Origin of the sequence: Xanthomonas nasturtii, from assembly GCF_001660815.1 — a bacterium.
GTDB classification, from domain to species: domain Bacteria; phylum Pseudomonadota; class Gammaproteobacteria; order Xanthomonadales; family Xanthomonadaceae; genus Xanthomonas; species Xanthomonas nasturtii.
The window spans coordinates 110662-132112 of the sequence record NZ_LYMI01000002.1; the positions used below are offsets into that span (position 1 = coordinate 110662).

Sequence of the window (21451 nt, forward strand, 5' to 3'; positions counted from 1 at the left end):
ATCGCTTCTGTGACCAGACGCGTTAGGAGACCTCATGGACAGGCAAGACGCCGCCGCAATGGCGGAACTGACGGCGACGTTGAACGCGTCGAACGCATCATTGCAGGAGACGGTCAAAGTGCTGACAACGCTGGTGGCATCCATGCAACAGCGAGAGCAACGGCTGCGCGATGTGGTCGCCGAGCAACTCCGGCTGCTCCAAAGCGCCGCTAGCAGCGCCGATGTCAAAGTCAATCGAGTACTGGAAAACGCACTCCCGCGGTTGACTCAGCTGACCCACCAGGCGCTGGCGCAAACCTTGGAGCCGGCAGTCAAGAAATTCAGCGACGAGATGGTCAACGCTGACAAGACGCTTCAGAAGGCGACCCAGCGCTATACGCAAGCGCAACATTCGCTGGAGACCAGACTCACGCGCCGCATGGGCATGGCATCAATCACCATGCTTGTAGCGGGCACCCTTGGCCTGGGTGCGGTGGTCTACTCGATGAGCATCATCGGCGAGAAGCGGAGCGAACTGGCGCAGCTGCGGGCCTCTGTCGACTACTGGGAGCGCGTCGCCCGAGCGGACCTAGCTCCTTGTGGGGAAGGGCGGCTCTGTGCAACCTTCGAGAGAAACGGAACGCGTTACGGTGACCAGAAGCAATACCGTGCTATCAACTTACGAACTGCCCCGGCAACGCGGTAAAGCTTGAAGATGCCAAAATGAAGTGCTTCATCCTGTCAAGTTGAGGGCGCACGGGCTTGCCTCTCGCCGAGAACATCAAGCTGCTCGATGCAATTCCTCGAAGCGAATACATCTCAAACCCTTAATACCTACCTGAGAGCCAGGACGTGTCTGGCCTTGCGTGGGGACGGTCCGTGCCGATCCGTCCATTGATCTGGTGATCTGATGAGGGATAAGTCTGAGTTCCTGTATTGCGTTTTGATCGTGGCGGCTTCCATCTTGGCAGCTGCCGCGCGCTGCTCTTTCGAGCCCGTCCAGCCGAAGTTTTTCCGTAACGACTGATCCATCATCCATTGGCACCGCACAAGGCCCGGCATCGTCCGGGCCTTGTGCGTTTATGCCGCCGCATTTAGGAGAGACACGTGCATCTTGTTGAATCGATTGCATACAAGGGCCAGACACCTTGGCATGGCCTGGGTAACGAGCTGGGCAAGCACCAACCCATCGAAGTCTGGAGGCGCCAGGCTGGTATGGAATGGGAGATAAAAGAATCGGAGGTGCGTTACACCACGCAAGGCCGCGGCTCAGATGGTACCGGCACCTTTCCTGAGCAGAAGGTGCTCTATCGATCGGACACTCAGGCGCCGCTGGCGGTGGTGTCCAAGCGCTTCCAGGTTGTACAGCCTGGCGAGATCCTGGAGTTCTACCGCGATCTGACAGCACTTCACGGGTTCGAACTTGAAACCGCCGGCGTCCTGCGTGGCGGAAAGAAGTTCTGGGCCTTGGCCAGGACCGGACAGAGCACCGCATTGAAAGAGCGCGATAGAGTCGATGGATACCTGCTGCTAGCAACAGCGTGCGACGGGACGCTGGCAACGACAGCGCAATTCACGTCTGTTCGCGTGGTATGCAATAACACGCTGCAGATCGCTGTGGATCAGAGTGCTGGGGCCATCAAGGTGCCACATCGCAGTCAGTTCCAGCCCGACGCTATCAAGCGGCAACTCGGCATCGTCGTTGGCGGGTGGGACGGCTTCGTGGATCGGATGAAGGTATTGTGCGATGTGCCCGTTCCTCCGGATTCTGTAGAGGGACTGCTGCGTCGTGTGTTGGTGTATGGAGGCTCGACGCCGGGCTCGGCGGTTGTCAATGAGCAGGCAGTGGCAAGGGTGCGCGCGCTATACGAGGGTGGTGGGCGTGGGTCAACCCTGTCCTCCAGTCGCGGGACTGCATGGGGTGTGCTCAACAGTCTCACCGAGTTCGTCGACCATCATCGGCGTGCGCATAGTGATGACAACCGCCGGGACGCCGCCTGGTTCGGGTTGGGGGCAGCAATCAAGCGACGTGCTTGGGAAGAGGTTCTGGAGCTGACCCCATGATGGCGCTACCGCAACTCCTGGAAGGGTCTGGGATTGGCGCCATCGCTGCAGCAAGGGTTCGGGAGAACCGGACAATCACCCGCGCGCTCAAGATCATCGAGCGGCGTGCGGCTGAGCGGGACCAACTGATGAGCAGCACTGACGCCTGTGGCAAATTCTTCCGGCTTCGGCTGGCAGACGAGCCACGGGAGCACTTTGAGGTTGCCTTCCTGGATGTCCGGCACCGGCTAATCCAGGCAGAGAGGCTGTTCTCTGGCTCAGTCGATCAGTCCATGGTGCATCCGCGCGTCGTGGTCCAGCGCGCTCTGTCGCTGAATGCGTCGGCAGTTTTGGTAGCCCACAACCATCCAAGTGGCGATCCAGAGCCATCGGCGGCTGATCAGGCTGTGACAAAGCGGCTTGGGGAAGCCCTGGCATTAGTGGATGTAGGCTGCTCGACCATTTCGTGTTGACCAATCGAGCGGCGCTGTCCATGGCTAACCGGGGCATGCTTTAGACCCCGAGCTGGCGATAACTGGTGGAGCTATTTTCTGCCGGGCTGTCAAGCTTCAGTTGACGTCTTCAAAGTCAAGACGTGGCTGCCGATCTTGTTTTGAGTGTTATCAGCTAAGGCTTAAGCATTTCAAGAATAGCTTCTCGCTTCTTGCCGGAAAGCTTGCGAAAACGAATAAGCAGGGCTTCTTCTTCTTTCGTCGCCGCATGCAGGCTTGATTTTCCCATATCCGACAAAGCCGCTTCCCCGTCTAGCACAAGTGAGTCTAGGGACTGATTCAACGCTTGGCTGAGATCAGCCAGAGTGCGGAAACTCGGAGTTTCACGGTTGTTTTCCCAAGCTGACACGGAAGACTTAGTGACTCCGACGCTAAAGCCAAGCTGCTCTTGGGTCAGGCCGGCTGCAGTTCTGTACTTGCGGAGCCGATCACCAAAACTGTTCATTGCCGATGCCCCCGTAGAGGACACCAAAAGTATGGTGAATCCGCACCTTTGTCGTGCGGCAGTGCTTGACTAGATGTGTTCGGAAATACAATACTTTGACAGTTCTGGAACCCCGGACGACCTAGTCAAATGGCACCTGCTGAGCAGGCGTTGTGACTTGACGGCAATGCCACCGCGTCACCGAGTGGCAGTCTCTTCGTAGCAGGTGCTTCAGATAGTTCTATAGGGTCTCAACACTGGCGAGGACGGGAAGGCGCTACCAAACTTGGAATTCAGACGGCTGAAGCATCACAAACCCCGCTATTACAGACGTAACGGCCATTTCGGCCAATTTCCTCTCAGAAATTTGACTTGATGAAGTCAGACCTCTCACCCGCTTTTCAAACCGTAAGGAATTTATGAGATTTAAAACTATTGCCGTTTTGGCGGCATGCGTGGTGCTTTTTGGTTGTGATCGCGGAGGAGCACCAAAAATTAGACTAGATGAGAATTTAACATGCGAAGCTCTTATTGAAGCACGCGTAATGAACGACGCTGCCACCTACGGCAACATCTGGAAGATGCCTCTAAATGCAGCCGCCAGGGAATATGGAAACGACACAGAGATTGAGGCCTACTTCCAAAACTCTGTCCTCAGGGACTCAGCGTTGGTGGGTGATATCCATCAGAAAATTTACCAGCAATGCGTCAATGATGCCGACACGTCCATGGCGAGTGCATTTCGAGAGTCGCTTGACCAGTCCTTTCAGGAGAACAAGGATTCCGCGCGCTATGGGATTTGCATGGCATTCAATGAGGGGCGGATCGCGATTAAAACTGTCATGGCGATCATCATCGCCCGGGAGGGCAAGTTTGACACCACGGTCGATCCTAACGATCCACGCATCCTAATCTTCCAGGATGCCCTGACCGAACGCTGCTCAGCTGACCCGAGCTCGCGGGTTTTGAAGCATATCGAGTCGGTAAGCTGGGAACTGCAAAAGAAAGAACAGGAGCAACGAGAGCAAGCACGCCTTCAAGCCGAAAAAGAAATGATTAGAGAGTCCTTAGCTCTAAGTGAGCGACTTAAATCAGAAGTGGGAGCCGGTCATGCATCTTCGTGCGCGGACATGCTTCGCCTGACGTCAGAACCCAGTAGTGAGATTGCCGAGGCGGTTAATAACACGGTCAATATCGCCACCGAAGCAGCGCTAGCGAAGCTTTCTGTAGAGCAAGCCGCGTACACGCGGGACAACATTGATCGGGCAGCATTTGGTATTGACTTCAAACGCTGCGCCGACTCGAATGGAAATATGGACAATGCTGTCGATCTGTATAACTGGAATAAATCTGAGGTTGCTGCTTGGGCCATCCTTAACCAAGGTCTGATTCAGCAGGAGGCAGACAAGCGCGATAAATTGAAGCTGCAAGACGCAGGGGGGGGATAACCGAAGAAAAGAAGCTTTAAGTCCAACGCGAGCAGATAGCCCGACTCGACACAGAGTTAGACCACATAGACAAAGAGTCGGGCTTTCACTGAATCCCGCAAGCCCTTGCTACATGTAAGTGACCCGGCGTCTTGCTGGGCTAACTCAACAACGACAACCGGAAACGGTGCAGAGGTGTCTGGCGGATGCGTTACTTTGAGCAGGCGCCAAAATGCCCGTACAATCTAATCGGGCTGGTCCCAGACTAGCCCGTTCAGTTACAGCAGGTGTCAGCGAAGGCACTAGGCATGGCGCCTACCTGGCGTGAAATGGATTCGACGTCTAAACGTGACTGCATGGTGCAGCAGCATGACGTTAAGCTAGCCAAAAATGGACTTATTAGGGTCTACGCCGAGAGGCTTGGGATGTATTGAACAACCCAACAAGCTCGGCGACCTCATTCTTCCGGGGAAGAAAAAAAGGATCGTTAGTTGCACCCAGCGCGGAAACGGCGTGAGCAATATCTGGCTTGACGCTGCGAAGCATTCGATCAATGTGAACCTTGTTGTTTGAATAATTTCTAGTCGATTCGTACATATCTTCAAAAAAGGATCTAAGGTCATTGATCGACGAGGAGATGCGATATGATCTAGCATGAAGCTGTGCGCGCACAAATGTCGCACTGTAGTACGTTGTGTTTTTAACATCACTATTTTCGGCTCTGACCTTTCCGGCCCATTGCTTACCGTCTAAAAAGTCAGTCTCGGACCGGCCAGAGATAAGTTGACTTTTGGCGCGCTGTATCCAATAGTGGCCGTCTTCTTCGAAGGGTTGCTGAATTAATTCATACACCTCCCGAATAAATGTGTTGACGCTGCCTCCGGCAAGTTCGTTAAGCTTGTCAAAGCTTATTAGATTGTTTGCGGTAGTGCGGAAGCCATCCTTCGCAAGAGCAACGATTATCTCAGCGATAATTGCAGAAATGCGATCTCGCTTAAACTCGTCCTTTACGACGCGTACAAGCCAAGAAGTTGAGTTGCATATAACCGCTCCGATGGATGAGTTTGATTTACTCGAAATATGTTCTAAAAGTCGATCATTGCTGAGAATGAATTCATTGATAGCAAAGTTTGGTAAGATTGCTTTAATAAGTATTCTTTCCGCTTTTCCAAATGCTGCTATGAGGATGAGCACTTTTAGCTCGTCGCTGTTGTACGCTCTTTCGAATAGCGCGTTAGGTGGAAGCTGGCTTTTGTAATTACTAAAATAGTGATACGCAAAGTTCAGTAAATTGTTTTTTGTGGAGTAATTTGCGAGCCCAAGGGAATTTAGAGACTTATTAAAATTTTCAGTCTCATCTTCAGTCAATTTGTTCGGTATCGCAATCTCAACGAATTGGATAGATCTGCTGCCAATTCTGAACCTAAAAAGATCTGCGTCACCTTGGCTGGCACACAGAATGATTTTATTGGACGGGTCCGTTTTAGCGGAAAGGATCGCATCCAAGGCCTGCGAGTCGAGAAAATTTGAATCGAAGAAGAATGCGTGGTTTCTTCTACTTGCGAGAATACTCAAAATCTCAGGACTAAAGGAATCGCTAGTAGAAAAAAATGATGTGCTATAGTCATGGATAGCTTCGATTGTTTGTAGTAGCAGCGTCGTTTTTCCGCTAAATCGGCGACCCACGACTAGCAAAAGCTGGGACGAACGAATGCTCTTTGTAATCGAGTCTACTTCTTGACGTCGTGGAAAAATTGCAGGGCACAGCGCTATTCGCGAAAGCTCATCCGACTTCATCAGTGGACCGCCGTTCGCAATCAAATGCATTGCTTCCGCTGCCGTGATATCCGGCATGTCTTCGACGGTTAGTTCGCGCTCAGGAGTGACGATTTTAGCGTCCTTGAGAACCGACACGAGCCATCGCGGAATTTCATCGTACTGGTCGAAGTATATGACTCGATCAATGCCATACGAGCTTAGCTTAAGACCTTCCTCGAAATCGACCTTTCCTTTTTTCAAAAATATAGATTTGCTAAACGGCACTTTCTGAGCAAGACTCATTAGATCCAACTCGTTATCGAGCGAGCATCCTATAAAAATAAAGGAGGAGTCTATTGCTTGCTCTTGTATAAAAGAGAGCATGCTGTAATTTGTATCGATACTGTTGACGTACTGCGCCCAAGTGAATACCGTGTTGCCTGTTGTATATGCACACAGTTCTTCTACATCGCCATGAATCTTGAAAAGGCATCTATTTGAGGAGATGTACTCTTTCGCCACTTCTTTATTTGGCAAGAGCTTTTTGTATTTGCTGGCGACAGGCTCAATGGCGTCGTCTATATTGAAAGTGAAGATGTGAGGCCATGTCAATTTGAGGAGATCACTTTTATAGGCTCCATTTAGTTTGACGTCGGAAAAAGTATTGCTTAAATATGTTCTTGCGCTTGCGGAATCAATATACTCATTCTTGAAAAGCAAATTAAAAGCGACTTTTAGATCCGTGATATTTCGCATTTGCTGCGCTATTTGAGGATCCTTGCAGCGCTCACTGGCCATAGTGGTTATGTGCTTAGTCATAGAGGCTGCACTGGGCACGCGGCCTTTCCTCGCCTTCTCGTCCTTTGTAAATCCGCTCCCAAAAAACGGCAATAACCTTCCGCTTTCGTAAATGCGTCGAATTTCCGCGGATGCTGCTGGTTCCTTAAAGTGCTGCTGTTCCATATGTGAAAACTCCATGACGTGACTTGCATCTTAGCAGTGGGCGAAGGCGTTTACAGGAGGGCGGTCTAGGGCGAGAGCTCAACTTGAGCAGTCATCTCGCGGTCGATGCCTCAGGTAGCGCGCTAAAGCTTGCTTTCACTTAACTAGTAAAAGCTGGCTACGGTTAGTCGTAGCCAGCTTCAGCGGTAATTGCTCTAAAGGATCTTTCCACTGGGTAGGGCGGGACGTTAGGGCGGTCGAGTTAGTGCCTACTTGACGAAACGGGTGCCGACTTAGTTCCCAAATCAAGTTGGCATTGCCAAACAGAAAGGCGAGGTGCGCGGCCCCGACCCTGTCAGGTGATGCGGAAAGCGCTCAGTGCTGTGACCAAGACTGAGCCCACTCTTGTAGTGCGCATTTGAAGATTTTAGTTCGATGAGCGCTTGGATTCGATAGACACTCGTAGAGCATGGCTACAAAAGCATGTCTAGCAATTCAGATAAATGGCCGCCAGTCTTTTGAGTCGATTTCTTTCGCTGGTACAAGTTGGTAATGCCGCTCTTCACGAATCTTGATTGTCGAGTCTTCAACCTTCAAGAGGAACATCGCAATTCGATCATCGTCCATGAATTGGACAGATATCGGGAGGCAAGCAAGTTCCGAGTATTTTGCCGCACAGAATTCCACGTCCTGAGTTGTCTGGACGACGCTAATTTGATCGTTTCCGCCTTTAGCCTGTACAGGCATTACGTGATGACGACCCTCCTTGTCGATACCCACGTAGAGTTCGTCGATTTCGATTTGGCCTCGTCCTGAGACCGTGGTGCGTAGGTGGTTTTGCAGTGAGTACGTCGTCAACCCGAGAAAGATATCTATCAGGCGGTTGTATCGGACGATGGCTAGTAGGGCCTGCTCGTCCGTCTGGGCATATTGACGTATGATTTCAGGCGTAGAATCGGGAATTTTGATCGCTTCAAAATCGGGATTGGGGCGAATTCGGCTGAGAGGCACTTGGCGGAATGCGTACAATCCGCGGCCCTTCATCTCAATAATCCATTCTTTTCCCGATTCAGCTGTTTCGCTAACTGCGATAGGAAGCGCATTGCGAAATCTAAATGAATAGAGGACGTCGCCCAAGTTCTTTGGCAGCTTGATTTCAAGCTTCTTGGCAACAGCCTCGATCTCGTTTCGTTCGAATGTCAACTCTTTCATTCCACGCTTCCAGCGAGAAGTGAAAATATATTCGATGATCCGAGTATATCTGTTCGGCTTGCGCGAGATTTCCCTTCCTTCGATCTTGTCAGACATGAAAGCTCCTACGGCCGAAGTTCGCTAGGTACGGCGGTAGCGTTAGCCAGAGATTCCTTACGCGTGCGTTGTGCAATTACGGTCCTCGCGACTTGGAAATGGGCGGCTGCCTCAGACATATCGAAATTAAGCAGCGATTCGTGGCCGGTCTCGATCTGTTTTACCGGCTTCTCTGGATTGTGCTTCAGGGCTTTGACGATTGCTGAGCCCACGGCACGTCCCAGGTGTGGCGGCACCGAGTTGCCGATCTGTCGAAATCCGTGCCATTTGGTAACATGAAATCTGAACCAATCAGGATATGAGTGAAGGCGGGCAGCCTCTCGAACAGTGATCACGCGAGGGTGCACTGGATGAATCGGACGCGGAGACGTGAAGGCTCCGCGCGCGCTGTCCGTCCCTGCTCGTAGCGTGTTGCAAACCCCATTCGGCGGGAGTTTGAAGAAACGGCTGATAGGCTCAGTCTTACCGCACTCGGTTGCTGCAAATCGCTCGCGCGATAAGTCGGTATGGCCGGTCCTGGCACTAGCTGTTAGAAGGTCTCGGTCAAATTTCCGCGGGTAAGAAAAGTCGCTCTGGTCTACTTCAAGGCCACGGAGCAGGCGCGCATAGCCGGACTCGGTCGAATATTTGGCTTTGACCGAGTCCGTATTGAGCAGAGTCTTGTACTTGTCAGCGTTTGGAAGATCGCTGATCGCTTCGCCTACGGTTGTCCTATGTGTCGGCTCGGGATAGGAAGGCATCTGGAGGCCTGCACGAGCTCCGAAGAGGAATAGACGCCGTCTGTCTTGGGGGACACCGTAATCGGCCGCGTTGAGCACCCGATAGTTCTCTTCGACCCTATAGCCCGCAGCCTTCAGCGCATCGATGATTTCCACAAGAAATCGACGGTGCTGGCCTAGTGTCAGTCCCTTCACATTCTCGAAAACGAAATACTTCGGACGGAGCTCCGAAATTAGCCGCACGTAGTGGAAGACGAGTCTGTTTCTTGGATCGTCCAGCGCACGCTTGCCGATCATAGAGAAGCCTTGGCAGGGGGCTCCGCCGACGACGACGTCTACATCTCTCTCGCCGATGCCGGCTCGAGCGCGAATTTCGGTGCCGCTTAGGTCGGCGACGCTCGCACAGATCGCCGTCGAATAGGGGAAGTTGTACTCGTGCGCGGCGCAATGAATCGGATCGATTTCAACGGCGGCAGCAACGTCAAAGCCCGCTTGCTCGAAGCCGAGTGATAGGCCACCTACGCCTGCGAATAGGTCTATGACGATGGGTCGCTTACTTGTTTTCGCTTTCGAGGTACTCATGGATCTTGACTGATATGGCTTCGGGATCTCTCAGCTGACACTGCCAGACCGTAAGGCTGGTCCAGCCGAGGGCGTCGAGTTCGGTGATGATACGCGCGTCCCGCTCACGGTTTGCGACAAGCTTTGCGAGCCAGAACTCGGCGTTCGTTTTAGGAGTTCTTGAGAGCCTACAGCCTTCATGGCCATGCCAGAAGCATCCATGTACAAAGATGGCCTTGTGGCGCGACGGAAAGACTAAATCGGGCTTGCCAGGCAGGCTTTTACCGTGTAGCCGATAGCGGTAGCCCATGCCAAAGACAAGGTGGCGAACCAACAGCTCGGGCTTTGTGTCCTTCGATTTCACGCGACTCATGAGCCAGCTGCGCCGCTCGGGTGTCAGACGGTCCATTCAGCTATGCCTATCTGCAACTACATTGATGATGACAAGTCGGAACGCGGATAGCTTGCCATGATTTGAAATCGGATGTTCCGGGGCCGCTTACACCGAGGAAAAGCTGCGACCTAATGAGGCTTCAGGAGCATAAACGGCGCGTCTGAACACGGCACCTTGTGGCGCGAAACCGTGTCCCAGTCGTGGCCCGTCACCCGGAGCCAGCATAAAGTCGAAGATTACCCAGTCCCTCGTCGAGAGGGTGCCCCGGCCCGAATTGGGCAAGTCGACGCATGTCGTTCGCATACCAGCGCACCGACTTGGCTGTCGCCGTCGCACCCTCGATCTGCGCGTTGACCATCTCGGCCACCAGTGCGTACGGGAAGCTCGCGGGGTCTATCGGGATCTCGCGCATGCGAGCGCGCCGATGCCCTTGCCATGAGGCTTTCTCTCGCCCCTTCGGCCGCCTCGACGACGTCGGCCTTCGGTTCTGCGCGCTGCGCGGTCGCCTTGGATTTCTCGGCTGCCCGAGCGAAGTGAGGTCGATGTTCCTGTTCGGCCGCGACCTGCTCCATCCGCGCTACGAGCTTGCCTCGGGTCGCAAACGTCTTAGGAACCGCCGGCTTCTCTGCGACCCGGTTGTGCAGGTCCAGCAGTTCCTTGGTAGGCATGTGCTCTAGCTTCATAGCGTTTCCTACGCGTTTGTGGTCACGCAGGCACTGGGTCGCGGTTCCCTCGATCCGTGCGCCCCTTGACCAGCGCTGTGTACGTTGTACACTGAATCTGTGAATGATGTTCACAGGGCATGGGTGTGACTGAACAGACCGATGAATTGGTGGGAATAGGGGAGATCGCCGAGATAGCAGGGGTGTCGCGTCAAGCAGTCGCCAATTGGCGGGTGCGGGCGGCCGACTTTCCTGCTCCGGTTACGGAACTTGGTTCCGGCCCGATCTTCCGGCGATCACAAATTCGAACTTGGCTGAGGCGAAACAAGAGGAATACTCCGATGGCGCATGTGATTTCTACGATCAACTTGAAGGGTGGTGTGGCGAAGACGACTACGTCCGTAGCCTTGGCACAAGTCTTCTCAGCAGAGATGCGGAAGAAGGTCTTGGTCATCGACCTCGACCCTCAGACCAATGCAACCATCATGTTGCTTGGGGAAGACAAGTGGCTTGAGCTGAACGACCGAGGACACACGCTCGCGCAGTTGTTCAAGGACGCAATGAATCCTGATGTAAAGAAGTTCGACCTTGACGCCACGCTTCAGAAGCGGGTAGGCGATGTCCATGAGGCCAGAACCATCGACCTACTGCCGTCGAGCCTGGACTTGATCGACGTGCAGGATCAACTCGCGTCAGCGCCATCGGGAAAGTTCTACGCCGTGAACCCTGTCGAACTTCTTTGGCGAGCTGTCAAATCAAGACTGGATGACTACGACATCGTCATTGTAGATTGCCCACCGAACTTGGGCATCGTCACTCTGAATGGTCTACGCCTGTCGGACGCCTACATCATTCCGACTATTCCCGACCACCTTTCGACTTATGGTATCCCTCAGATCGTGACCCGCATTGGTGAATTCGCACAGGCAATTGGTGAGGAGATTGATCCGTTGGGTATCGTCATCACCAAGTACCAAGCCAACTCGACGGTGCACAACACCGTACTGAAGCAACTCCAGACTGATGCAAACTTCCCCGATGTGTACGCGACGAAGATCAAGCAAACCAACACTGCGTCGGCAGCAGCGGAGTACACCGCGCATAAAAGAACGCTTAGGCAGAAGTATGGCTCTGACCCAAATGGCCTGACCTCGACCTTCATCGAGTTGGCTAAGGAGATTTGGAGCGACCTGGAGGGAGAGTTGTGAGTCTTAAGAACACACTCAATCGCTTGATCCGTGTGGTGATCGAGGAGGCGGAGCGCAACCCTGACTTCGAGGCTGCACTTGCCGACGCCTTGGACTCGGCACCAAGTAGGCGCAAGTTAACAACAGCGGAGAGCTCAAAACAAGTGGATGCGAACGAGGCAAAGCGCGGGAAGAATCGGCGCGCTCCTGCCGTGCTCGATCCTGTTCAACTCGCACGCGACAGCGAATCGGGTCTACGTAGCGCGCTCGAAAAGCTATCCTTAGATCAGCTTCGAGATATCGTTGCCGAGTATGGAATGGATCATGGTCGGCTTGTGATGAAATGGAACACGCCGGAGCGCGTAATCGAGAGGATCGTCGAGATGTCAGTAGCGAGAGCGCACAAGGGCAACGCTTTTCGTAAGTCACCTGACGACCCCGCATCTCTGGCTACTGATGTAGATGAAACGCCAACCTCAGATGACCAAGTAGTTAGTAGTCCTCAAAAGGATCATGAAAAAAAGGGGGTGCCCTGAAGACTTCCTCTCGAAACACGGCCGAGTCACCATGTCTTCCGGGCACCCTGGCCCGGCCGCGTTTGCTCGGTCATTCAGGGAGGAACGCGACGTGTGCCTGCGAGTCACCAACCGGTCGGCCCGGCGCCTGGTCTCGCGGTCCACTTACAGGCCCAGTGGGCGGCGGTACGGCATCCCAGCTAGGCGCGTCGCGTCGTCGAGGTAGTCGGAGTACGGGCGACATACGCGACCTCGGCCCGTTCGGCCAGGGACGTGAGCAGTTCGCAGACAAGCTCGGCGAGCGTGATCGGCACCGGGTGGTCCGCCGAGTAGTGGGCCAGCTTATTCATCGCCGCCCCCGATCAGTTCCTGGTTGATGTCCCGCTCGCGTATCGCGAGCGGGATCGAGCTGATGGGGTTGGCCTTGCCGGCGTTCCAGGTGTGGATGGTGACTAAGATGCCCCGGAGGCGCGCGTCGCCCAGCTTCACGTACTACTGGACCTTGAGGAAGTCGCACATGCGCATCGCGGTGGCCAGCTCCACTGGGCCGACCGGGCGGTTCTTGGATGGCATGCGGTCGATCAGGGACAGCACCGCCGAGGCTGGGCTCGCTTGCGCGTACCCGACGGCGACCTAGGCCATGTGGCCGAGCTCGGCAGGATCGGCGTACTGGAGCTGCTGGAGGTACTCGGTGCGCTTGGGGGCGCTCAGGGCTCGCGGGCCAGGATATTTCGCCGGGGAGTCGTACAACGGCTTTTGCGCGACGAGCTGCAAATGCGGGGCGCCCGTGGTCCTCCTGTCGCCTATCACGAGCGCGCCCCCAGCCGCGGGGGGGGGGGGGGGGGGGGGCTGCGCGCTAATGCGCTGACCGGATGCGTTCAATGTATCGGAAAGCGTGGGCGACGAACGCAATCGTTCTCTGAGCTTGTTCCCTGGCGCTACCGCTGTCGCGGAGGCTGGCGGTTGATGGGCTTGGCGTCGCGCCGCTGCCCGATCAATTGTCAGAGGGAAAAAAACTTTCGCAGCATTTGCGACGCACTCATGGTTTTATTCGAAGGCATCAAGCCGATGCGCGCAGGGAGAAGCAAACCCATGGCAAACAATCTGATTGTGTCTTACGACCTATACAGCCCAGGACAGGATTATTCGAAGGTTATTGAAGCGATCAAGGCCCTAGGTTCGTGGGCGAAGGTCCATAAGTCCGTCTGGTACGTCAATTCTAGCTACACGGCTACTCAGGCTGCCGATAAAGTCTGGGAAGCGATGGACCGCAACGATTCCCTCTTCGTGGTCGATGCCACCAGCAACAACGCAGCTTGGCAGAATCTGAGTGATGAGGTCTCGAATCACGTTAAAGATCAGTGGTTCAAGTAGGAGTGTGTCGCCCGGGCCACGTTGGCTTGGAGCAGCGTCCGATCAAGCTGCAGCCGAAGTCCAAAAAGATCGGTGCGAAGGGCGCTGACCACGGGGATAGCAGCTCCGGCTTACTTGAAGCACCATTTGGATAAAATTCACCTCGGACCGACAAAATGCAAAAGCTTTCCAACTTTGGCGACATTCGGCAGACAGGGTTTTGCGTTCACTGCGGGGGGGCAGCGGAATCGCTGGATCACGCACCTTCAAAAGTGTTCTTAGACATTCCATACCCTCCTACTCGGCCCACGCTGCCCAGTTGCACCGAATGTAACAACCAGCGGTCCTCCGATGAAGAGTACTTGGCTTGCTTTATTGAATGTGTCATTTGCGGAACAACTGAACCAGCATTGTTCGGACGCGAGAAGATCGCCAGAGCCTTACGGCGAAATAGCAAGCTTAGACAGTTGATCGAGACGTCCAAGATCCAGACGGAGTCTGGGGAGGGTGCACTACTAGTGTGGTTGCCTGATGAGGCCAGAGTCCGACAGGTCGTTTTGAAGTTGGCGCGGTGCCATGCGGCCTATGAACTCAACGAACCTCAATTGAGTGCTCCCAGCCACCTCTCGATCTTGCCTCTCCCGACTTTGTCGGAAGCTCAACGCGAACACTTTGAGACTCCGCCAGATAGTTCGGTATGGCCTGAGGTGGGAAGCAGAGCTACGCAACGCCTATTGACCGAAGACAAAGCGTATTCAATGGGTTGGATCACCGTCCAAGAAGGCCGGTACAGATACATGGCCATTGGAGCAGAAGCCGTCATGATCCGAGGCGTCTTGAGCGAGTACTTAGGCTATGAGGTGATCTGGGAGAACTGACGGTTCGCCCGAATTTGGTGCCGCTTGTCCGAATCGGACGGACGACCTACTGACTACAAATCAGTTGCTCTAACGACTGAGCTAAGGCGGCGATGTCGTACCTCTACTGCTCAAACCGGGTCCGGCTTGTACTTCAGTCTACGCGCTTGCGAGCCTACAGCCTCGCCGCGCCTAGCCTCCGGCCGGTCACGACAACAACCCGCGTCCGAGTGACAATATGTGTCGTCTCGCTTGATGGTGAGATTAAAGTCCTGCGGGGGTTACCCCCTGATCGCACGCCGGATCTCTGCGACGTTTGACAAGCTTTGTGCTCGATCTAAGTAATCAGCCCACGCCTGCATCATCTTTCGTCGCTCTTCCATGTACTGAGCTCGGTTGTATGCGGCACGTACCTTGTTGCGCTCTACATGAGCTAGCTGACGCTCAATGACATCTGGCGCCCAGCCCAGCTCATTGAGTCTAGTAGAGGCCATGGCGCGAAATCCGTGGCTCACCATTGTGTTGCCATCGAATCCCATACGGCGCAGAGCAGCGTTCATCGTCCCGTCCGACATAGGACGATTGCGAAAACGCGATGGAAAGACGTAGCCCTCGCCATTTGAGAGAGGCATTGACTTCCTAAGCACCGCTAGCGCTTGCGTGGACAACGGTACAAGGTGCTCCTCTCGCATCTTCATCTTGGCCGCCGGAATTCGCCATTCCATAGCATCCCAATCGATCTCGGCCCACTCCATTAAGCGTATCGAGCCAGGCCTCTGAAATACCAATGCCGAGAACTGAAGTGCAAGCCGAACGGAATCGGCACCGTCGTACTCTGCAATTTTCCGCATGAGTCTAGAAATATCCGCTGGCTTGGTCACCGCTGCGCGCGACGTACTAACCACAGGGCTCAGGGCGCCTCTCAAGTCTCTAGTGGGGTCGCGCTCAGCGCGACCGGTCGCGATCGCATACCCAAACACCTGTCCAATACGCTGCTTTATCCGGTGAGCTGTATCCAGTTCGTTGCGGGCCTCTATCGGGCGGAGGACTGCCAACACGTCGGTCGGGCCAAGGGCACGGATTGGAGCAGAACGGAAAGCATCTGGCAGATGAGGGCGTTGCAGCTTGCGCTTGCCGCCTCGCTGAGTGGGGATGGGCAAGCTCAGTTGGACGCAGGCCTTGTAAAGAGTCTTTTCAGACATCTTCTGAACCTGTTTGCTTAGCCATTCTTGCGCAATGGCCTGGAAAGTGTTAGCAGCGCTTTCCCGTTGAGCGCTTTTAGCGATCCTTCGATCTTGTGCGGGATTGTCGCCCTGACGGAGTGTGGCTCGCAACTCAGCTGCCTTCATTCGGGCATCCGCGAGGCTAACCTCTGGGTACCTTCCTAAGCTAAGCATTGAGGGTTTTCCTGCATACCTGTAGCGGTAACGCCAGAGCTTGCTTCCTGTCGGCGCTAGCTCAAGGCAGAGTCCGTGTTGGTCTGCCACCCGATACATCGATTCCTTAGCTTTGAGCTTCTTGATTGCAGTGTCGGTAAGCATGCGTCACCATTTCGATCTACTCACAAATCTACTCTTCTATGTGAGTAGATTCAACAAGAAATGGTGAGACTGATCGAGATCGATTTCCTGGGGTGACCTTGCGGCAAGAAGCTCTACACGCCGCCCCGAAGAGTATCTGAGAATAATTGAGAGTCTTGAATGGTGCCGGGTGCCGGCACCACGCAGGTCTTTCCCTGCATCCTGGCAACGTCCATGTCGCCTGGAATAAGGCTGCAGCGTGGCTCACCGTCCCCAGAACGCGTCTTCCTGGATTTGATCGGCCGAGAACAGCCGGACTTCGACAATCTTGCCGTCTTCGATGCGCAGCAGATCCACGCCCGGTTGCTTGAGCGTGACGCCATTGGCCTGGCCTGAAAATTCCAGGGTGATGGCCACCCAGTCGCCGCTGGCCATGTAGTCGTCTGCACGGCTGATGGCGAAGGTGCCGTTTGACACTTCCATCATCTTGCCCAGCATCGGCCCGACGACGGCCATGCCGTGGTGTGTGCCGGAAAATTGATGGTTACCCGGCTGGTGCCAGATCACATCGGGCGAGATGATGCTGCCCAGCGTTGCGTAGTCGCCAGTCTGGACTGCGGTGATGTAGGACTTGGCAATGTCGATGGTGTTCATGCTGTTTTCCTTGGTTGATTGAAAGGTTGAGGTGGAAGGTCAGCAGGCGTGCATGCCCGGCTGGCCGATTTGTGGTGGGAGAACGTCATGCGATCTGCGGCAATCGGTCAGGACATCAGGCTTTGCAGGGCGCCCGGATGTAACGTGATCGACCAGTTGACATGAACCACGCGCCAGCGCCCGTCGATGAGGCGGAAGACCTGTGTCGAATTCCAGGGCGTGCCCGGCTTCTCGCCGCCGTGGCCGTCGCTCACGATGTTGCGCAAGTTGTAGTGCAGCACGGCCATGTCGCCGCCATCGCTGACCATTACCACCGGCTGGAGGTAGTCGTTGCGCAGGATTGCGAGCTTGCCCTCGAACACCTTGCGGAAATACGCCTCCACCGCCGCGTGCCCGTCCAGGCGCAATTCGGTCAATGGGTCGAAATACGACACATCGTCGCTGTAGACCTCCAGTGCGCCATCAACATCGCCGCGGTTCCAGCGTTCGTTGATGCCGTTGTCCACGGCCAGAATGGTTTGGGTAATCTGTTCGATGTCGCTGCGCATCGTCTTTTTCTCGGCAAGGCGGGGGCGTGTTTGGTGTGGGGTGATTATTGGACTTGATTGACCCGCACGAGCGGTCCAGAGTGGACGGGTAATGATCATTTTTGGACATATTTCGAAGGGTGCACACGCATGAAGACGCCCGGACACAGGCGTGCCTCGGTGGCGCAGGCGACATTGCAGATTCCGCATCTGGCCTATCAGCCGTCCGATTCCTATCGCCTCGACCTTGAAATCTTCACGGTTGCCGATTTGCGAACCCGTGCGACAAGGGAAGAAGTGCAGGCGACGCACCGCTATGGGTTCCACACCTTGCTGTGCGTCACCCAGGGCGAGTGTACCCAGCTGGTCGACTTCAAGGCGATCGCCTGCACGCCTGGCTCGCTATTGATCGTGCGGCCCGGGCAGGCGCACAGCTATGGCGTCGAGGACCACTGGGATGGTTGGAACGTGATCTTTCGCCAGGAGTTCGTGCTGCCGGCAGCGACAACGCCGGGCGATCTGAAGCTCGCCTTCGATCTGGGCTCACTGCCTGATCACGTGCTGCTCGGTGGCGATGATTTGCAACGGCTGAACGATGTGATTGCGCAAATGCGCCAGGACACGCTGCTGCAGGCGCCGCAAGAGGACCTCCATGCATTGTTGCGTCATCAGCTGCATGCGCTGCTGACGCGCCTGAGCATCCTGCATGGCCGTCGCCAGGCGCGGGACGTTGCGGTGTCTGCGGCGCTGCGACGTTTCCACCGGTTTCAGCAGCTGGTCGACGACAGCTATGCACAGTGGCATCAGGTAGCCGACTACGCCGACCGGCTCGGGTGCACGGAAAAGAGCCTGGCGCGCGCAGTGCACGCGGCAATGGGTATCACCGCAAAGGCCTTCATTGCCGCACGCATCAATCTGGAGGCCAAGCGCTTGCTGGTGCATACGGCGATGCCGGTTGCGGCCATCGCCGACAAGCTGGGCTTCGATGAAGCGACCAATTTCAACAAGTTTTTCAGGCGGGAAGTAGAGTGCACGCCGTCGGAATTTCGGCGGCGGTATCGGTTTGCGGGGTGATGGCGATGGAGTGCGTTGTGCTGCATAAAAGCAGCCCACTAACGCCATTCGATTCGCGCAGTCTGGTGTGATCTGCGCGTAAGCGTGCGCAGCAACTCAGGCCGGGCGACCGGCCGAGAGCAGTTCCAGGGCGGCCTGGTCTGCATCGGAATGGGCGGCGTCGCCGCTCAGCCGTTGGGCCAGTGCCGCCACGACGATGGTAAGGGCTTGACGCAGCACGCTGTCGGCCTCGGCGCTGGCATCCAGCACATGTTTGCCCGGCAATTCCAGCCCGGCAAAGATGGTGCGGCAGCGTTCCAGGTTGTCCTGGGTTTCGAAATGGTTGGGCGCGTCGCCGCGGGCGCGGATGCGGGCCAGGCCGGTGGGCGGCGGCAGGTCGAGCAGCAGCAGCACGTGCGGGCGCGGGGCGAAGGCATTGCGCTCCAGCAGGGCGTCCAGTGGCAGGCCGGCGGCGCCCTGGTAGGCCACCATCGACGGGAAGTAGCGGTCCAGGATCACGATGTCGCCGCGCGCCAGCGCGGGTGCGATCAGGGTGTCCACGTGTTCGTGGCGGTCGCGGATCAGCAGCTCGGCTTCTTCATGCGCACGCAGGCGGCCGGTAGCGGCGGACTGGCGCAACTGGGTGCCCCAGGGGCCGTTGGTCGGCTCCTTGCTCAGCACGACTCGCGCGCCGGCAGCTTCCAGTGCGCTTGCCAGGCTGCGGGCGAGAGTGGTCTTGCCGGCGCCGTCGATGCCTTCGATGGCGATCAACAAACCGCCGGGCTTCAGTTCGATTGTCATCACGCTACTTTATCTGATCGCGGCAACGGATCTGTAGCCGGCCGCGCTGCGGCAAGCTGATCCTGATGGGCGGGTCTTGGGGGCGCTGCAGTGCGGCCGCCGGTGACCGACCCGAGTGGGCGAACGCGCGACGGCGGATTGCACCGCACAGGCGGGCATATTGCGGACGCGATCGCGACATTCGCTGCAGCCTGCTGCGACGGCGTGGCGACTGTCGCACGCTGCGCTATCCCTGGGCGGCGATGCATCCGGCTGCCTGCGTAAGATTCCTTCGATAGAGCGCTGCTGCGCCACGTATGTGAGGCCCGCACTGTCTGCGACGGTTGCAGAGTACCGACGCACTGCTATCGGCGGGGGGCGGCCTGCGACGGCCGGCGCCCGTGCAGCCGTCTTGTGTCTGCAGTGACTGGCCGGGCCAGGCAGAAGGTCTGGCGCGTGCGACGGCATATTTCCTATTACTTATCGCTGGTATGTCCTGTTCGATGTCGGGAATGTCCCGATTTCTTCGCTTCTCGCTGCGCGCCATACTGAACAAGTCAGACACACGGCACGTTCGTATCACGACCGAGTCGTGTTTCTGGCTTCAAGGAAGATGGACGCGTCGCCGCCACCCTAGAGGCGGCATCCCCCGCGTGACGCCCTCTCAGGCACCGTCGTGACCGGATTCCTTGTTTTCTTGAACGTCGCTACCGCACCTGCCGGCGCCCCGCGCGCTGACAATCAGCTGCCCGCCTCAGCTGGTTGCCGAGGTATAGCGATACGACAGCAGCGACTTCACCAGGAAGGTGATCTGAGTAGCCGAGCGCGCATCCACACGCATCACCGGGATGCGGAAGCCTTCGGCCACCAAGGCGTCGCGGAACGGCGGCACCAGAAAGTCTTCGACCTCGTCGGTCATGGTGATGCCCACCGCCAGGCTGGCCTCGGGCGCAATCTGCGAAAACTCGCGCAATAACTCCAGGGTGGCTGCGAGCATCTGCGGGTCGCGTGCATTGGTCAGCACGATCACGCCCAGCGCGCCGTCGCACACCAGCGGCCACATGAAATCCAGGTATTTCTGCCCGGGCACGCCGTAGACGTGCAACAGCTCGCCGTCTTCCAGCTCGATCGAGCTGTAGTCCAGCGCGACGGTGGTGTAGGTCTTGTCGCCGTAGGCGTCCTGGCTGAGCGGCATTTCGGTGCTGACCGGCTCCACATCGGAGATGGCGCGCACCGCGGTGGTCTTGCCGGCGCCCATGCCGCCGACGAACACCAGCTTGTTGGCTGGAAGACTCATGACTGCGCCTGAAAGAGGGAAAGGCCGAACCGGCGTGCGACCCAGGAGAAGAACCGCGAGTTGCCGCTGTCCGGACGACGCTGCGTTGCAGGCACGGGAATCTCCGCAGTCTGGGCAAGGCCGCTGGCGAGTGCAGCAGCGAACAGGCATTCCACCGTTTGCAGCGGCAGCTTGCAAGCATTGGCCAGCGCCTGCGGGCGCCACGGGCGCGCATGCAGATGGGCGATGGCGAGCAACTGCGCCGGCGAGCTGGTCTCTGCACTCAGCTCCGGCCATTGGCGCAGCTGCAGCGCATGGCTGAGCTCCACCGCCGGCAGTGCCGGGCGCAGCTGCTCGGGCAGCGCGAAATACAGTGCTTCGAATGAAATGCGTTGCGGTAACGCAGCGGTAACAAGCGCGGGCAGGGCCTGCCAGCCCGGGCGATCCAGTGCGGCGACCAGATCGGCCAGCGCCAGCCCGGCCGGCAATTGCACGCAGCCATTGGCCGGGTCCACCCGCACCTGCAATTGCGCGTGCTGCAACACCACCGCGCCGGTACCGAATTCGCCCCGGCAATGCCGGAGCAACAACGCCGGCTCGGCCACCGAGGTAGTGTGCGGCGAGGACAGCAGCAAGCGCACGTGTTCGTTGAGTTCGCGCACGGTGGCGCCGTGCTTGATCCAGACACCGGCCATCGGCGTACGCGAGACCACCAGCACACGCACCGGTTGGCCTTGCAGCGCCTGCCAGGCGGCCAGGCCGTCGGCGGTTTCCAGGCCCAGCACCACCACATCGGCCGCGTGCTGCGGCCATTCGCCCAATTGCACGTCGATGCGCTCGGCGAGCAGCAGCGAGCACGCCAGTTTCAGGCGCGTGGTGTGCAGCAGGTCCAGGCCGGCCGTGGCGACCCGCATGGCGTGAATGGGTGTGGTCATGAGCTGGCGCCGTGGCGGCGCATTGGAATAGCGAGATGCCTGCCGGTCAGCACCGGCAGGCTGGA

The 21451-nt window shown here is 56.6% G+C and carries 22 protein-coding genes and 1 tRNA gene; 8 read left to right on the plus strand and 15 right to left on the minus strand.

From position 1 onward, the window contains the following. Positions 1–34 precede the first annotated feature (34 nt). The 3 genes from A7D16_RS01275 (at position 35) to A7D16_RS01285 (ending at position 2495) form a co-directional block, all read left to right on the plus strand. Positions 35–685 (plus strand): hypothetical protein, encoded by a 651-nt coding sequence (locus A7D16_RS01275; protein WP_064629084.1) that lies wholly within the window; start codon positions 35–37, stop codon positions 683–685. A gap of 401 nt (positions 686–1086) precedes the next feature. After that, positions 1087–2043 carry a DUF932 domain-containing protein gene (locus A7D16_RS01280; RefSeq protein ID WP_064629086.1) on the plus strand — a complete coding sequence of 319 codons (957 nt, stop codon included), beginning with the start codon at positions 1087–1089 and terminating at the stop codon, positions 2041–2043. Next, the gene (locus tag A7D16_RS01285) at positions 2040–2495 is read left to right on the plus strand and encodes a JAB domain-containing protein (protein ID WP_239686922.1); all 456 of its coding nucleotides are present in this window, start codon (positions 2040–2042) and stop codon (positions 2493–2495) included. Before A7D16_RS01280 ends, A7D16_RS01285 begins: the two co-directional genes overlap by 4 nt. Positions 2496–2649: 154 nt before the next feature. On the opposite strand, the gene A7D16_RS21010 is transcribed toward A7D16_RS01285, so the two are convergent. Next, the gene (locus tag A7D16_RS21010; protein ID WP_082925684.1) at positions 2650–2979 is read right to left on the minus strand and encodes a helix-turn-helix domain-containing protein; all 330 of its coding nucleotides are present in this window, start codon (positions 2977–2979) and stop codon (positions 2650–2652) included. Positions 2980–3377: 398 nt separating this feature from the next. Here A7D16_RS21010 and A7D16_RS01290 point away from each other — a divergent pair, with 398 nt between their 5' ends. After that, entirely contained in the window at positions 3378–4406 is a 1029-nt protein-coding gene (locus tag A7D16_RS01290; RefSeq protein ID WP_153043102.1) for a hypothetical protein, read from the plus strand. Positions 4407–4784: 378 nt separating this feature from the next. Here A7D16_RS01290 and avs5 read toward each other — a convergent pair whose 3' ends face one another. From avs5 to A7D16_RS23415, 5 genes are all read right to left on the minus strand, one after another. Continuing rightward, positions 4785–7106: an AVAST type 5 anti-phage protein Avs5 gene (avs5, locus tag A7D16_RS01295; RefSeq protein WP_161945002.1), complete on the minus strand. Its 2322-nt coding sequence runs from the start codon at positions 7104–7106 to the stop codon at positions 4785–4787. A 474-nt stretch (positions 7107–7580) separates the two neighbouring features. After that, a complete protein-coding gene (locus A7D16_RS01300) occupies positions 7581–8393 on the minus strand; it encodes a hypothetical protein (protein WP_064629092.1) in 813 nt (270 codons plus the stop codon). A gap of 8 nt (positions 8394–8401) precedes the next feature. Continuing rightward, the gene (locus A7D16_RS01305) at positions 8402–9694 is read right to left on the minus strand and encodes a DNA cytosine methyltransferase (RefSeq protein ID WP_064629094.1); all 1293 of its coding nucleotides are present in this window, start codon (positions 9692–9694) and stop codon (positions 8402–8404) included. After that, positions 9666–10082 (minus strand): very short patch repair endonuclease, encoded by a 417-nt coding sequence (locus tag A7D16_RS01310; protein ID WP_064629096.1) that lies wholly within the window; start codon positions 10080–10082, stop codon positions 9666–9668. The genes A7D16_RS01305 and A7D16_RS01310 overlap by 29 nt, the downstream gene beginning before the upstream one ends. Before the next feature lie 193 nt (positions 10083–10275). Next, positions 10276–10479, minus strand: a complete 204-nt coding sequence (locus A7D16_RS23415) for a hypothetical protein (protein ID WP_161945003.1) — start codon at positions 10477–10479, stop codon at positions 10276–10278. A gap of 390 nt (positions 10480–10869) precedes the next feature. Between A7D16_RS23415 and A7D16_RS01320 the strand changes: the two genes are divergently transcribed. Together A7D16_RS01320 and A7D16_RS21015 are read left to right on the plus strand one after the other, a co-directional pair. Further along, positions 10870–11937: an AAA family ATPase gene (locus tag A7D16_RS01320; protein ID WP_082925685.1), complete on the plus strand. Its 1068-nt coding sequence runs from the start codon at positions 10870–10872 to the stop codon at positions 11935–11937. Beyond that, positions 11934–12452 (plus strand): hypothetical protein, encoded by a 519-nt coding sequence (locus tag A7D16_RS21015; protein WP_193395423.1) that lies wholly within the window; start codon positions 11934–11936, stop codon positions 12450–12452. The genes A7D16_RS01320 and A7D16_RS21015 overlap by 4 nt, the downstream gene beginning before the upstream one ends. A gap of 179 nt (positions 12453–12631) precedes the next feature. Here the strand turns inward: A7D16_RS21015 and A7D16_RS23420 are convergent, their stop codons facing one another. Beyond that, positions 12632–12781: a hypothetical protein gene (locus tag A7D16_RS23420; RefSeq protein ID WP_161945004.1), complete on the minus strand. Its 150-nt coding sequence runs from the start codon at positions 12779–12781 to the stop codon at positions 12632–12634. Beyond that, positions 12774–12920, minus strand: coding sequence for a hypothetical protein (locus A7D16_RS23425; RefSeq protein WP_161945005.1), 147 nt, complete (start codon positions 12918–12920; stop codon positions 12774–12776). Before A7D16_RS23425 ends, A7D16_RS23420 begins: the two co-directional genes overlap by 8 nt. A 552-nt stretch (positions 12921–13472) precedes the next feature. On the opposite strand from A7D16_RS23425, the gene A7D16_RS01330 reads away from it, so the two are divergent. Beyond that, positions 13473–13805, plus strand: coding sequence for a CRISPR-associated protein Cas2 (locus tag A7D16_RS01330; protein ID WP_204377165.1), 333 nt, complete (start codon positions 13473–13475; stop codon positions 13803–13805). Between the two features lie 872 nt (positions 13806–14677). Here the strand turns inward: A7D16_RS01330 and A7D16_RS01340 are convergent. From A7D16_RS01340 to A7D16_RS01355, 4 genes are all read right to left on the minus strand, one after another. Beyond that, positions 14678–14753: transfer RNA gene (locus A7D16_RS01340), tRNA-Thr, on the minus strand. 169 nt (positions 14754–14922) lie between these two features. Then, a complete protein-coding gene (locus tag A7D16_RS01345) occupies positions 14923–16182 on the minus strand; it encodes a tyrosine-type recombinase/integrase (protein ID WP_064629104.1) in 1260 nt (419 codons plus the stop codon). A gap of 243 nt (positions 16183–16425) precedes the next feature. Continuing rightward, positions 16426–16815: a nuclear transport factor 2 family protein gene (locus A7D16_RS01350; protein WP_064629106.1), complete on the minus strand. Its 390-nt coding sequence runs from the start codon at positions 16813–16815 to the stop codon at positions 16426–16428. 107 nt (positions 16816–16922) lie between these two features. Continuing rightward, complete coding sequence (locus A7D16_RS01355) at positions 16923–17462, minus strand: YybH family protein (RefSeq protein ID WP_239686923.1); 540 nt, start codon at positions 17460–17462, stop codon at positions 16923–16925. A gap of 30 nt (positions 17463–17492) precedes the next feature. Between A7D16_RS01355 and A7D16_RS01360 the strand changes: the two genes are divergently transcribed. After that, positions 17493–18416, plus strand: a complete 924-nt coding sequence (locus A7D16_RS01360; RefSeq protein ID WP_064629111.1) for an AraC family transcriptional regulator — start codon at positions 17493–17495, stop codon at positions 18414–18416. A 96-nt stretch (positions 18417–18512) separates the two neighbouring features. Here the strand turns inward: A7D16_RS01360 and tmk are convergent, their stop codons facing one another. From tmk to A7D16_RS01375, 3 genes are all read right to left on the minus strand, one after another. Continuing rightward, the gene (tmk, locus tag A7D16_RS01365; RefSeq protein WP_064629112.1) at positions 18513–19196 is read right to left on the minus strand and encodes a dTMP kinase; all 684 of its coding nucleotides are present in this window, start codon (positions 19194–19196) and stop codon (positions 18513–18515) included. 733 nt (positions 19197–19929) lie between these two features. Then, the gene (locus A7D16_RS01370) at positions 19930–20472 is read right to left on the minus strand and encodes a GTP-binding protein (RefSeq protein WP_064629114.1); all 543 of its coding nucleotides are present in this window, start codon (positions 20470–20472) and stop codon (positions 19930–19932) included. Beyond that, on the minus strand, positions 20469–21386 hold the full coding sequence (locus tag A7D16_RS01375; protein WP_064629116.1) for a hypothetical protein: 918 nt from the start codon (positions 21384–21386) through the stop codon (positions 20469–20471). Before A7D16_RS01375 ends, A7D16_RS01370 begins: the two co-directional genes overlap by 4 nt. Between the last annotated feature and the right edge of the window lie 65 nt (positions 21387–21451).